This is a genomic window from Streptomyces kryoterrae (genome assembly GCF_054072135.1).
The window spans coordinates 1512257-1524905 of record NZ_CM133358.1 but is presented as its reverse complement, the minus strand read 5'-3'; the positions used below and the strand labels follow the sequence as shown (position 1 = coordinate 1524905).

13 protein-coding genes and 1 pseudogene are annotated in these 12649 nt (G+C 70.4%); 4 read left to right on the top strand and 10 right to left on the bottom strand.

Annotated features, from left to right (window positions below):
- Positions 1-3: 3 nt before the first annotated feature.
- The gene (locus ACW4TU_RS06250; RefSeq protein WP_457425429.1) at positions 4-1161 is read right to left on the bottom strand and encodes an ATP-grasp domain-containing protein; all 1158 of its coding nucleotides are present in this window, start codon (positions 1159-1161) and stop codon (positions 4-6) included.
- 365 nt (positions 1162-1526) lie between these two features.
- Here ACW4TU_RS06250 and ACW4TU_RS06245 point away from each other — a divergent pair, with 365 nt between their 5' ends.
- Positions 1527-2435 (top strand): metallophosphoesterase family protein, encoded by a 909-nt coding sequence (locus ACW4TU_RS06245; RefSeq protein ID WP_457425427.1) that lies wholly within the window; start codon positions 1527-1529, stop codon positions 2433-2435.
- Positions 2383-3111, top strand: a complete 729-nt coding sequence (locus tag ACW4TU_RS06240) for a 4'-phosphopantetheinyl transferase family protein (protein WP_457425425.1) — start codon at positions 2383-2385, stop codon at positions 3109-3111. The genes ACW4TU_RS06245 and ACW4TU_RS06240 overlap by 53 nt, the downstream gene beginning before the upstream one ends.
- Here ACW4TU_RS06240 and ACW4TU_RS06235 read toward each other — a convergent pair.
- Positions 3086-3313: a hypothetical protein gene (locus tag ACW4TU_RS06235; RefSeq protein WP_457425423.1), complete on the bottom strand. Its 228-nt coding sequence runs from the start codon at positions 3311-3313 to the stop codon at positions 3086-3088. The genes ACW4TU_RS06240 and ACW4TU_RS06235 overlap by 26 nt on opposite strands.
- Positions 3314-3528: 215 nt before the next feature.
- On the opposite strand from ACW4TU_RS06235, the gene ACW4TU_RS06230 reads away from it, so the two are divergent.
- The gene (locus ACW4TU_RS06230) at positions 3529-4539 is read left to right on the top strand and encodes an alpha/beta fold hydrolase (protein ID WP_457425421.1); all 1011 of its coding nucleotides are present in this window, start codon (positions 3529-3531) and stop codon (positions 4537-4539) included.
- A gap of 75 nt (positions 4540-4614) precedes the next feature.
- Here ACW4TU_RS06230 and ACW4TU_RS06225 read toward each other — a convergent pair whose 3' ends face one another.
- From ACW4TU_RS06225 to ACW4TU_RS06215, 3 genes are read right to left on the bottom strand one after another with little or no spacing between them, the layout of a single operon-like run.
- Entirely contained in the window at positions 4615-5793 is a 1179-nt protein-coding gene (locus ACW4TU_RS06225; RefSeq protein WP_457425419.1) for an MAB_1171c family putative transporter, read from the bottom strand.
- Between the two features lie 13 nt (positions 5794-5806).
- Positions 5807-6334 carry a toxin-antitoxin system, toxin component gene (locus tag ACW4TU_RS06220; protein ID WP_457429949.1) on the bottom strand — a complete coding sequence of 176 codons (528 nt, stop codon included), beginning with the start codon at positions 6332-6334 and terminating at the stop codon, positions 5807-5809.
- Positions 6335-6366: 32 nt separating this feature from the next.
- On the bottom strand, positions 6367-7023 hold the full coding sequence (locus ACW4TU_RS06215; RefSeq protein ID WP_457425417.1) for a helix-turn-helix domain-containing protein: 657 nt from the start codon (positions 7021-7023) through the stop codon (positions 6367-6369).
- A 285-nt stretch (positions 7024-7308) separates the two neighbouring features.
- Here ACW4TU_RS06215 and ACW4TU_RS06210 point away from each other — a divergent pair, with 285 nt between their 5' ends.
- Positions 7309-7980, top strand: coding sequence for an MmyB family transcriptional regulator (locus tag ACW4TU_RS06210; RefSeq protein WP_457425415.1), 672 nt, complete (start codon positions 7309-7311; stop codon positions 7978-7980).
- Positions 7981-8065: 85 nt separating this feature from the next.
- Here ACW4TU_RS06210 and ACW4TU_RS06205 read toward each other — a convergent pair.
- The 5 genes and pseudogenes from ACW4TU_RS06205 to ACW4TU_RS06185 all read right to left on the bottom strand — a co-directional run bounded on the left by ACW4TU_RS06205 (position 8066) and on the right by ACW4TU_RS06185 (position 12454).
- Positions 8066-8872, bottom strand: a pseudogene (locus ACW4TU_RS06205) (ABC transporter ATP-binding protein).
- 201 nt (positions 8873-9073) lie between these two features.
- Positions 9074-10045, bottom strand: coding sequence for an ABC transporter substrate-binding protein (locus ACW4TU_RS06200; RefSeq protein ID WP_457425413.1), 972 nt, complete (start codon positions 10043-10045; stop codon positions 9074-9076).
- Positions 10046-10272: 227 nt separating this feature from the next.
- Positions 10273-11208: a PDR/VanB family oxidoreductase gene (locus ACW4TU_RS06195; protein ID WP_457425411.1), complete on the bottom strand. Its 936-nt coding sequence runs from the start codon at positions 11206-11208 to the stop codon at positions 10273-10275.
- Entirely contained in the window at positions 11205-11393 is a 189-nt protein-coding gene (locus tag ACW4TU_RS06190; RefSeq protein ID WP_457425409.1) for a hypothetical protein, read from the bottom strand. Before ACW4TU_RS06190 ends, ACW4TU_RS06195 begins: the two co-directional genes overlap by 4 nt.
- Positions 11390-12454: an aromatic ring-hydroxylating dioxygenase subunit alpha gene (locus ACW4TU_RS06185; RefSeq protein WP_457425407.1), complete on the bottom strand. Its 1065-nt coding sequence runs from the start codon at positions 12452-12454 to the stop codon at positions 11390-11392. The genes ACW4TU_RS06190 and ACW4TU_RS06185 overlap by 4 nt, the downstream gene beginning before the upstream one ends.
- Positions 12455-12649 lie beyond the last annotated feature (195 nt).

Below are 12649 nucleotides of genomic sequence, written 5' to 3'. Positions count from 1 at the left end.
CTCCTACGCGGTGGCCGCCGCCGGGGCTCCCGCGGATGCCTCCGCCGCCGCTTCCGTGACCGGCTCCTCGACGGCTGCCGGCGCCGGTACGGCGGGCAGCGTGGACGTGTGCGCCGGGACCTCGTCCGCGTGTGCCGACACCGCGCGCACCGGGCGCGGCGCGGAGATCACCGCGTAGTCCTGGCCGAGGAACGGCGGCACCAGGTCGCCCGGGTCCTCGCCGAGAGCCAACTGCACTGCCGCCCAAGGGGCGTTGATGCCACACAGCTGGAGCTGGTGCAGGCCGCCGGCCGGACGCGTGTTGACGTCCATCAGCACCGGCCGGTCCTCGTACATCCGGAACTGGATGTTGCTCAGGTGGTGCAGACCGAAGCCCTCGGCGATGAGCCGCGCGGGCTGCAGCCAGGCCTCGTCGAGGGTGAAGCCGCGCCGCCGGCCGTTCTTGGTGCGGCCGATCGCCATCCGGATGCGCGAGTCGGGGCCGGTGAGGCAGTCCACCGACACCTCCGGCTGCTCCAGACGGGGCATCACCAGCCAGTCGACGTCCTCGTCGGTGTTCCGCAGCACGTCGAGGACCATGTCCAACTGGACGTAGGGGGTGGGGAACCCGTTGAGGTGCGACATCGAGAAGGGGGTGCGCGTGATCACGCGGAAGCCCACCCCGCCCGCGCCCGCCGCCGGCTTGAAGCACGCCTTGTGGCCGTCGGCCTCCAACTGCTCGACCGCGACGAGGAGTTCGTCGGCGGTCCGTACCCGCCACCACGGCGGCACCGGAACCCCGACCGCCTCGACGGCCTGGTACGCGGTCGCCTTGTCCTGGAAGACGGCCACCGCCTCGGGCGTCGGCGCGAGCAGCTTGGTGCCCACGGCCTCGAAGTCCGCGCGGTGCTCGACGATCGCGTCCTGGTGCAGACGCGGCACGAACACGTCGATCTCGCGGCGGTCGCACTGGTCGAGCGCGTACTCCACGTACGCGGCGGGGGACAGGCCCTCGGGCTCCATGGCGGCGGTGTCGGCGGCGGCCAGGACGGGGGAGTCGGCGTCCCCGTGGGTGGCGTGGATCTCGACCGCGCGGTCGCTGGGATTTCTCCGCAGCTGTTCCATGAAGAACACGTTCTCCGCGTACGTGCGGTTGAGCCAGACGCGTACGCGAGAGACCATGCAGGGCCACCTTTCAAGGTTCACGGGCACGGCAAAACAGGGCCGAGCCCGGCCAGGGGAGAGTTGGGAACACCACAAGCCACCCGGGTGCGAACCGGGTTTTTGGCGGAAGTGTTGAGGCGATCATAAGGCTCCGCAGACCCTGTTACTGCTACGCGCGTGTTACGGAATCGACAGCAGTACCCCGTGTGTTGTGTTGTGCACCACCAGTGGTCACCTGTAATGATCTTCGGCCCGCCCGGTGAGCTGCGCGGAAGGGGCGTCCGGAGGCCCGGAAGCCGTACTTGTCCGGCTGTCGGGGATGTGTTCTTGTTGATCCGAACGCGCGCCCGCGGGGGCGGAGTTCCGATGCGGAAGGGGCTGGGGTGGAGACGACGGCCGGCGGTGCCGGACAGCTGCTGGCGATCAGTGATCTCCACATCGGCTACCCGGAGAACCGTGCCCTGGTCGAACAGATGCGCCCGGGGACGGACGACGACTGGCTTCTGGTCGCCGGCGACGTGTCGGAGTCGGTGGCCGACATCCGCTGGGTCCTCGAAACCCTCGCCGGCCGGTTCCGCAAGGTGATCTGGGCGCCCGGCAACCACGAGCTGTGGACCCACCCCAAGGACCCGGTCACCCTGCGCGGAGTCGCCCGCTACGAACACCTGGTCGATCTCTGTCGCGAGCTGGGTGTGACGACGCCCGAGGACCCCTACCCCGTGTGGGAGGGCCCCGGCGGCCCCGTCGCCGTCGCGCCGCTCTTCCTCCTCTACGACTACTCCTTCCTGCCGCGGGGCTGCGCGACCAAGGAGGAGGGGCTCGCGTACGCGGAGGGCACGGGCATCGTCTGCACCGACGAGTACGTCCTGCACCCCGACCCCTATCCGACCCGTGAGGCCTGGTGCCGGGCCCGGGTGGCCCAGACGGAGCGGCGGCTCACCGAGCTGCCCGACGATCTGCCGACGGTGCTCGTCAACCACTATCCGCTGGACCGGCATCCGACGGACGTGCTGTGGCACCCGGAGTTCGCGATGTGGTGCGGCACCACACTGACCGCCGACTGGCACCGCCGGTTCCGCGTCACGACCATGGTCTACGGCCATCTGCACATCCCTCGGACCACCTGGCACGAGGGCGTCCGCTTCGAAGAAGTGTCAGTGGGCTACCCCCGCGAATGGCAGAAGCGCCCGGGAGACCCGGGAAGGCTGCGCCGCATACTGCCGATGGAGGTCGGATCCGATGATCGAGGAGCTGCTTCCGGCCACGGTGGTGGCCGTGGAAACGTACGGTGACGAGACGCCCGACGGAGCGTACGGGGCCGGCGGCCTCGGGGCCGGGACGCTGTACCCCGCGGAACAGGAGCTCGTGAGCCGGGCGGTGCCCAAGCGCGTCCGCGAGTTCACCCTCGTCCGGGCGTGTGCCCGCCGGGCCATGGAGAAGCTCGGCGTGCCGCCGCAGCCCGTGCTGCCCGGTGAGCGGGGCGCCCCGCAGTGGCCGGCCGGCCTGGTCGGCAGCATGACCCACTGCGAGGGCTACTGCGCCGCCGCGCTGGTCCGCGCCACCGACCTGGCCTCCGTCGGCATCGACGCCGAACCCCACCAGCCGCTGCCCGAAGGCGTCCTCGAGTCCGTGGCCCTGCCGACGGAACTCGCACACCTGCGCGCACTGACGGCGGACGGCCCCGGCACGCACGGAAACCGCGTGCACTGGGACCGGCTGCTGTTCAGCGCCAAGGAAGCGGTCTACAAGGCGTGGTTCCCGCTCACCGGCAAGTGGCTGGACTTCAGCGAGGCCGACATCGCGTTCTCGGCCGGGCCCGGCCCGCACCCGTACGGCACCTTCCGGGCCCGGCTGCTGGTCCCCGGACCGGTCGTCGACGGCCGGGAACTCGGGTACTTCGACGGGCGCTGGACCGTGCGGTACGGGCTGCTGGCGACGGCGGTCAGTGTGCCGCACCGGCCTGTCTGAGCAACCGGAAGAACCTCTCCTCGTTGCCCGTCAGACCCGCCTCCGCGAGGGCCGCCTCCGCCTCCGCGAGGACGGTGGGCGGCACGACGGGTGGCCGGTGGCTCCCCGGCGGTACGTCGAAGGCTGCGCGGACGGTGTGCAGCAGCCGCAGGTAGGCCTGTACGGCGGTGCGCTCACGGTCGGTCAGTACGGCGGTCGGCATCGGACGGCTCTCCCCATGTCGGCGTCATCTCTGCTCATCCCTGCACCTCCCAGCTTGCCGCCCGCCACTGACAATCCCGTTTCCGTGCACGTCGGTTCGCTCGGTTAGCGGAGGCGAAACCTTCTCGAAACGCCTGGTGAGAATGGGGTTCTACGCTGAGGGGAAAGGGTTTTCGGTACGGAGTTCATGGCACTGGAAGCGGGGAGGTGAGCGGTGTGTCGGACATCCCGCGTCACGGACCGGCACGCGCCGTACGGCTGCGACCGGTCGGCGACGACGAACTGGAACTGCGGTACCGCGTCGTGCACGGGTACCGCCGGGCCTTCCGCATGGCCGGCGAGGGCCCCGCACTCGTCCTGATCCACGGCATCGGGGACTCCTCGGCGACCTGGGCCGGGCTGATTCCGGACCTGGCCCGCAGCCACACCGTGATCGCCCCCGACCTCCTCGGCCACGGCGCCTCCGACAAACCACGCGCCGACTACTCGGTGGCCGCCTACGCCAACGGCGTGCGCGATCTGCTCACCACCCTCGGCATCGAGTCCGCGACGCTCGTCGGACACTCCCTCGGCGGCGGGGTGGCCATGCAGTTCGCCTACCAGTTCCCCGAGCGCACCGAGCGGCTCATCCTGGTCAGCGCGGGCGGCGTGGGCCGCGAGGTCAACCCGGTCCTGCGGGCGGTCTCACTGCCCGGCGCCCATCTCGCGCTCTCCGCCCTGCGGTTGCCCGGGATGCGGCTCCAAGTGGGGCTCGTCGTGGGACTGATGAAGCTTCTGGACACCGATCTCGGGCGGGACGCACCCGAGTTGCTGACACTGGTGGACGCGTTGCCCGACGAGACCTCGCGCAACGCCTTCATCCGTACGCTGCGTGCGGTGGTCGACTGGCGGGGGCAGGTCGTGACGATGCTCGACCGGTGCTATCTCACCGAGGGCATGCCGACGATGTTGCTGTGGGGGGACCGGGACAGCGTGGTGCCGGTGCGGCACGCGTACGGGGCGCACGAGGCGATGCCGGGGAGCCGGCTGGAGATATTCGAGGGGGCGGGCCATTTTCCGTTCCACAGCGATCCGGCACGGTTCGTGGCACTGGTGGAGGAGTTCACCGGCGGGAGTGCGCCGGCGGCGTGGAGTCGCGAGCACTGGCGGGAGCTGTTGGTGGACGGGCGGCCCGCGCAGGTGAGGGAACAGGGGTTGCGGGAGGTCAGCGAGCGTAGTGCGACCTAGTTCTTCGGGTGCGGGTCCGTCGTGGCCGGCTGCGCCCACGCGGCGGGGCCGCGCATCGACACCGCTCCGCGCCCTTCAGAACCCCCGCCCCTCCCGTATCTCCGCGACCACCGGTGATGTGCGCAGGGCGTGGGACATGCCCACCAGGTCACGGGGGCCCTCGGTCGCCGACGGAGGCCCGCCGTTCGCTGTTGCCGCCGCGCTGATCACGGTGCCCTCCGGGTCCGCCGTGCGGGCCCGTAAGGCGGCCGTCACCATGGCCGCGTCCGCCTCCGCCCGGGCGGCGTCGGGGGAGGAACCCGCTGTGCGGGCGGCTTCGTAGGCCCGCGTGCGGACGGTCGGGTCGAAGTACGGGTACAGGCTGAGCATGCCGTCGTGGATGTCGGACTCCCGCTGGGTGACCTGGAGTTCGGCCGGGGACCACCAGGCGATCCGGACCGCGCGCTCGCCGTGGTCCGACAGGGGTGCGAGCTCGCGCCACAGCGGGCTCAGCCGGCGGTACGTCGACCAGGTGCTCCACACGTCCCCGACGCGCTGGAAGGCCAGCGGGATGCAGAAGCCGGCCGCGGTGACGACCTCCGCGGCGGCGGCCATCGCGGGGGCGACGTAGGTGCTCAGATAGTCGAGGTTCCCGCCGTTCCAGCGGGCGATCACGGCCGTCAGCTTGGCCGCCGCGAAGGCGATGTTGCAGAAGAAGCCGGCCACGATGACGAGCAGCCCCACCCGCAGCCAGCCGTGCACCTGGAGCGCCCACGGCCAGCACACCATGTTCATCGCGACGTTCGAGACGGCGAGCGCGACGAGATACAGCACGATCATCTCGCGGATGAACGGGGTGTTGGCGTAGTGCGTGTCGAAGTCGCGCAGGCGCTGCTCGGGCGCGTCCCCGAGGGCGAACAGGACGGCCGTGGCCACGATCACCGCCGCGTACCCGGCGATCCAGCGGCGCGAGGCGCGCCGGGTGGCCTCGGGCGGGCCGCCGCGCCAGTTGATGATCAGCACCAGACAGGAGGCGCTGAACGCGCTCAGCAGGCAGTACACCAGCGGCGCCGAGAAGTTGGGCACGGCGGTGACGCGGTTGACCCACGCGATGGTCGGCGGGGCCGCGAAGAAGAACACCAGCACGGACAGCAGGAGCAGCGCGTAGACCGACCGCAGCAGCGGGTCACGCCAGGCGCGCAGCACCGCCCGGCCCTTGAGGAGGAGGACGATCACCATCGCGGCGGACGGCACGTAGTAACTGGAGTCGTTCACGGCGGACGCCGCCTCAGCTCTGCGGCCCGCGATAGCCCAGGGAGGCCTCGATCCGGCCCGCGAGCTGGTCACGCCGTAGCGGCCGGCGTGCCGAACCGGCCAGCCACGTACGGCACTTGCTGGCCAGCAGCAGGCCGAAGCTCTCGGCGTCCTGCTCGTCGGCGAGGTCGGAGCGGGTGCGCGCGGCCACCTTGCGGACCGTGGCCTGGAGGTCCGCGGTGTCGCTGAGCAGTCGGGCGGCGACCGCCGCTCCCTCGACGTGGTGGCCGCAGTGCCCGGCCTGCATGTGCCACAGCTCGTGCCCCAGGATCACCAACTGGTGGTCGGGCGCGGTGCGTTCCTCGACCACGATGAGGTCCTGGTCGGCCATGTCGAGCCACAACCCGCTTGCCGTGCCGGGCGGGAAGGGAGCTGCGCGGAACACCACGGGGCGGCCGCGGCGTCTGCTCATGGCGTCGCACAGCGCGGCGTAGAGGTCGGCGGGTTCGGCCGGTGCCGGGAGCCTCAGCTCGGTCACCAACTCGCCGCACAGCTGGCGCATTTCCTTGCCGATGTTCACAGTCATCCCTCGGATCACGACTCCGGCCGCTTGACGCTCTCCAGAAGCATGTCCAGCCATTCGGCGACCTTGTCGCGGTGCTGGTCGGAGGGCAACTGCGCGGCACGCCAGGCGATTCCGCGGACGCCGTGGTCCTGCAGCAGCCGCTCCAGCGGGTCGCTGGTGGTTTTCGCCGCCTTGCGCTCACGGTCGGCGAGTTGCTGGAGAAGCTCCTGTTCGGAGCGCTGGAGGGCGCCCGCGAGCGCCTCGGGATCCTCCGCGGTGAGGAATCCGGCGTGCACTCTGAAGAAGCGCTGGATGGCGTCGCAGTGCTCCATGGTGGGGCGCCGGTCGCCGTTGATGAGGGCGCCCGCCTGCTGGCGCGACATGCCGGCGCCGTCGGCGATCTCCTGCTGCGTGTACTTGCGGCCGTTCGGCTTGAGGCGGGTGCGGCGCAGCAGGTCCAGCCGCTGGAGGAAACGGGCCTGGAGGTCGGGTTCGCCGGCGCTCTGCCCGCTCAGCAGAACCTTGACGACGCTCTCCGGAACGCCGGACGCGACGGAGAGCCGCCCGGTGTGGAAGACCTCGGCGTGCGACACACCGAGCCGGTCCGCGAGTGCGGTGACCCGGACCACGACGGCGGACAGCAGAACCGTCGCCGTGGCGCCCGGAACCTCGTAGCCATCCGTCACCGACAGGTCTCCTACCGTCTTCTGGGTCTTTGTGTCTCTGTGTGCGTCATCCATGACGTGTACGCCGTCCATGACGTGTGCGTCGTCCGCGACCTTGTCAGGCGTTGTGAACTGCCCGGAGAGAGTAGCGGGTTGTTCGAACTCACATCCAGCTCTCGCCACATCTGTGGCCAGATTCAGCCGTCAACAGGCATGAAATGCCACGATAGTTGACACGGCTCGTCCCAGGGCAGCAGGATCAGGGCGCCGCGTGAAGGCCGCATAGGCAAGAGGGGTGACCTCCCGATGGCATTTCAGGCAGGAGGGCAGCGGCCGGCGCCGCGGCCCGTCCCCGAGGGGCCCGAGGCCCAGGCGTACCTGCGGGACTACGCCACGCTTCTGGAGGCGGTGACCTTTCCGTCGGTCGTCCTCGACCACCGCTGGGACGTGGTCCTCTCCAACACCGCGTTCGAGACACTTTTCCGCGCCGTCGGTCCGCATCCCACGGCCATGCCCGGCGACAACTTCCTCCGTTTCGTCCTCTTCCATCCGGACGCGGGCACGGTCCTCGGCGAGCACGAGTCGAGTTGGTGTCTGCCGATGCTCGCGCACTTCGCCGCCGCCGTGGAGCGGCACGGCCAGGACCGAGGCATTCAGGCCATCCGCCGGGACATCGCCCAGGACCCGATCATGGAGGCCGCCTACCGGCAGGGCCTGCCGCACTGGATCCGGGCGGTCGGCGCGGAGGCCGTCCAGGACGACGGGGCCGTACGACCGCTGCTGCACCCCGACCCGCGCTGGGGCGCCATCGAGTGCCGCGTTGTGGGCGAGACCCCCGAGTCCCTTGAGAACATGGGCTACACGAGGCTGACGCTGGTGTTCCGCGAGCCGCGGCGCCCGGCGGACGCCCCACGCGGACCACGCCGCCCGCGGCGCTCGGCGAGCCACCTGAGCGTGGTGCCGGCCCCGGAGGCGTGAGACGGGACCTGGCCCCGGAACCGTCGGCGTTCAGGTCGTCGACGGCACCGGGGCCACCGCCCGTCCACCGGCCCGGGTCCTGTCCTTACGTCCTGTCGGTCGGGCCCGGCGCGGGTGTCGCGCGCTTGGCCGCCTGGATCTGCTCGTACACACGCGTACGGAGTTGGGCGAAGCGGGGGCGACCCGGGTGTGCAACTGGTCGCGCTCGTCCGGCAGATCGATCTCCAGCTCCTCCCTGACGACGGTCGGGGACGCGGACAGGACGATCACCCGCTGACCGAGATACACGGCCTCGTCGATGTCGTGCGTGACGAACAGGATCGTGATCCCATGCTCCCGCCACAGCCCCCGTACGAGATCCTCCAGATCGGCGCGCGTCTGGGCGTCGACCGCCGCGAACGGCTCGTCCATCAGCAGTACGTCGGGCTCGTAGGCGAGCGCGCGGGCGATCGCGACCCGCTGCTGCATACCGCCGGACAGCTGCCAGGGGTAGGCCCCGGCGGCGTCCGCGAGGCCCACCGAACGCAGCGCGTCCGCGACCAGCTCGCGGCGCCGGGTCCTGGTCAGCTTCTTCTGCCTGAGGGGGAGTTCGACGTTGTCGCCGACACGCATCCAGGGGGAACAGACTGCGGCCGTACTCCTGGAAGACGAAGGCCATTCCGGGCGGCGGTCCGTTCACCGGCCGCCCCGCGAGCGTCACTTGGCCCGCCGTCGGTGCCAGCAGTCCGCCCACACACTTCAGCAGCGTCGTCTTGCCGCACCCCGACGGCCCGACCAGACAGACCAGTTCACCCGCCTCGACGCCGAAGGTGAGGTCCCGCACCGCCTCGACCCGGCGCCCGGAACCGTCGTAGACCTTGTTCAGGCCGGTGACATCGAGAAGCGTGCCCATGGATCGCCCTTTCAGGTTCACGAGGTTCACGGCGCCCGCCGGTCCGAGGCGCGCAGGCCGTGGTGCCGGCCGAGCAGACCCGGGACGAGGTTCACGACGGCGATGCCGGCGCCCACCGCGACCGCCGGCGATCGGGGCGACGGGCGGGAGATACGCCTCCTCGACGAGACCGGGCCGTACCGAGCAAGGCGTTCGCCCCCCTCACGGCAGCAGCTTGTCCAGGTCGGGGGACTGCTTGAAGAGACCGTCGGCCTCGCCCAGCTTCTCCAGTGCCTCGATCGACGCACGGTTCGCCTCGGCCGGCCACTTCGGCAGGGTCACCTTCGCCAGCACGTCCGCCGGGATCTTCGTGTACGTCGTGACGGCCTGGCGGGCCTCGTCCGGGTGGGCGTCGGCGTAGGCGAGGGACTCGGCGGTGGCCTCCTGGAACCTCTTCACCAACTCCGGGTTCTTCCGGGCGTACTGGGTCGAGGTGAAGTACATCGCGACGGTGCAGTTCGGCGCGACGTCCACCAGCGGCCAGGCGATCTCACGGCCCCCTTGGCTCTTGACCGTCGCGAGGGCGGGCTCGACGACCTGGGCCGCGTCGATCTGCCCGCCGTCGAGGGCGGCGGGCATCTGGTCGAAGGCGAGCTCGACGAACGTCACCTTGTCCGGGTCGCCGCCGGCCTTGCGCACCGACTCGCGCACCGTGGTCTCGTTGATGTTCTTGAGGGTGTTGACGGCGACCTTCTTGCCCTCGAGGTCCTTCGCCGACTTGATCGGGCTGTCCTTCTTCACGGTGAGGGCGCTGAAGTCCTTGCCCTGCACACCAGTTGATGCGATGCCGTTGGCGACGGCCTCGACGGGCACGCTGTTGGCCTGGGCGATCATCAGTGACGTCACGTTGCTGAAGCCGAACTGGAACTGACCGCTGACGACACCCGGCACGATCGCCGCGCCGCCCTGCGCGAGGGTCAGGGACAGCTTGAGCCCGCGCTCGCTGAAGAAGCCCTTCTGCTGGCCGAGATAGAGGGGCGCGACATCGACGATGGGGATGATGCCGACCTTGAGAGTGGTGGTGCCGCCGGACGGCGTGGTGCCGTCCGGTGAACCGGAACCGTCCGACGACCCACAGGCCGTCGCGGTGACCAGGAGCGTGACGGCCGTGAGACCGGTTAAAAGACGACGCAAGACTCCTCCTGTGGGACCGATCGTGGTACTCCGACAGGTTGTGCCAGGTGGTGGCGAGTTGTGCGCGGACAGCGCGGACGTACGCAGTCGTTCGCAGCCGTGCTCGGTCGTGCTCGGTCGTACTCGGTCGTGCTCAGCGGGAACGTAAAGCCCCGGGTGAAGCAGGGTCAATGCCTTTGCCGTGTGAGTCGCCGCCCCGGCGGGACCGGGACGGCGGGACGGTGGTTCTAGAGGTCGAGGACGAGCCGCGGACCACGGCACCGGGACACACAGATGAGCATGGTCTCGCCCGCCTCCCGCTCCTCGTCCGAGAGCACTGAGTCCCGGTGGTCCGGGGTGCCTTCGAGCACGTCCGTCTCACATGTGCCACAGGTGCCCTCGGTGCACGAGAAGAGCACCTCGACCCCCGCGCCGCGCACGGCGTCCAGCACGGACACCTCGACGGGCACGGTCAGCGTACGACCGCTGCGCTGCAGGACGACCTCGAACTCGGTGTCGACACCGCCCTGTTGGGCCTTGGGAGCGAACCGCTCGACGTGCAGCGCACCGGCCGGGCAGACCGACTCCACCGCGTCCAGGAGGGCCCCGGGACCACAGCAGTAGACGAGGGTGCCTTCCGGCAGCCGCCCGATCTCCGAGTCGAGGTCCAGGAGCCCTGTCTCGTCCTGCGGAGCGAACCTGACCTTGTCCCCGTACTGCCCCAACTCCTCCGTGAACGCCATGGAGTTACGGGTGCGCCCGCCGTACAGCAGCGTCCACTCCGCGCCCGCGGCCTCGGCGGCGGCGAGCATCGGCAGAATCGGCGTGATGCCGATACCGCCGGCGACGAAGCGGTAGCGGGGTGCCGGCTTGAGCGCGAAGTGGTTCCGGGGCCCGCGTACCCGCACCTTGTCACCGAGCCCCAACTGCTCGTGCACGTACGCCGATCCACCACGCCCGGCCGGCTCGCGCAGCACCGCGATCCGCCACGCCGACCGGTCCGCGGGGTCGCCGCACAGTGAGTACTGCCGCTCCAGCTCCGGCCCGAGCACGACATCGACGTGCGCGCCCGGCTCCCAGCCCGGCAGCTCGTCGCCCAGCGGGTGCCGCAGGGTGAGCGCCAGCACGCCGTCGGCGGCCGACTCCCGCCGCTCGACGACGAGTTCGGCCTCGTACACGCTCATGAGCTGTTTCCCTGCGTCTGGTCCGCCTGCGGCTGATGTCCCTGCGGGTGGGCGAGCATCCACTCCCACATCTCGATGGGGTCCTGCGAGCTGTGTTCGCGGCCGCAGTGACAGGTGCCGTGCAGGACGTCCGTGCCCGGCAGCCAGGCGATGCGGTAGATCTCGCCTGTGGGGCTGCCGCTCACAGGACCTTCTCCACCGGCTTGTCGCCCTCCTCGACCAGCCGGGCGAGAATACGGCGGGCGGCGAGACCGCCGGTGTCGATGTTGATGCTCAGCTCCTGGTATCCGGACCGCTCCGAACCCAGCGTCCGCTGAAGGAGGTTGAGCGCGTCGACGTCCTGCATGACGACGGTGTGGTTGTTGCCCCGCAGGAACTCGGTGACCTCGTCGTCGTCCGTCGCCCAGTCGCGCGAGACCATCCAGAAGTCGTACACCTTCCCGTCGGCCGACGGCGTGATGGCGTACGTGATCTCGGTGTGGAAACCGTTCGGGTCGCTGCCGTCGGCCTCGGGCAGGACACCCACCGGCGCGATCCGGCTGTGCAGCAGATACAGGCAGGGCGCGTGGTACTCGATGTCCTGCCAGCGCGTGATCCGCCCCTCGATGCCGGTCGACCTGGCGTAGAACGGCGGGCACTCGGCGTCGTCCATGTGCCGGCTCACCCGGACGATGCCCGCACCCTCGTCGACCTCCGTGGTGATCGGCGTCTCGGCGACCTCCGGGGTGCCGATGTAGCCGCCGTGGAGGTAGGTCTCGTGGGAGAGGTCGAGGAGGTTGTCGACGAGCAGGCCGTAGTCGGCGTCGATCGGCTCCATGCCCTTGACGGTGACCCAGCCGGGGGAGTCCAGATGCCGGGCCCGCGGAATGGTGCCGGCGTCGGCGAGGGCCGGGTCGCCGATCCACACCCAGATCAGGGCGTCCTGCTCGACCACCGGGTAGGAGGCGACGCGGGCGGTGCGCGGGACGCGCTTCTGCCCGGGCACGTACACGCACATACCCGTGGTGTCGTAGGTGAAGCCGTGGTATCCGCACACGATCCGGTCGCCGTCGAGTCCGCTCTCGGAGAGCGGGTAGCGCCGGTGCACACAGCGGTCGTGCAGGGCGACGGGCGTCCCCTCGCCCTCGGTCCGGTAGAAGACGAGGGGCTCACCGAGGATCGTGCGGCCGAGCAGTTCCCGGCCCACCTCGTGACTGTAGGCGGCGACGTACCACTGGTTCCTGGCGAAACTGGTCGTGTGCGGCATGGGTGCGACTCCCGTCGGTCTGCGGTGGTGACATCGTCGGGAAGGGCGTCACAGCGCCGCAACATCCCTTCCGTCTGACGGAAGGGATTCGGTACGCCCAGAGTGCGGTGGTCCGGCCCGCGCTGTTGGGCCCGAGTGGCGCCACGACGTCTCCGGGCGCCGCACCCACCTCAGCGGTATCAGCGCCAACCGCCT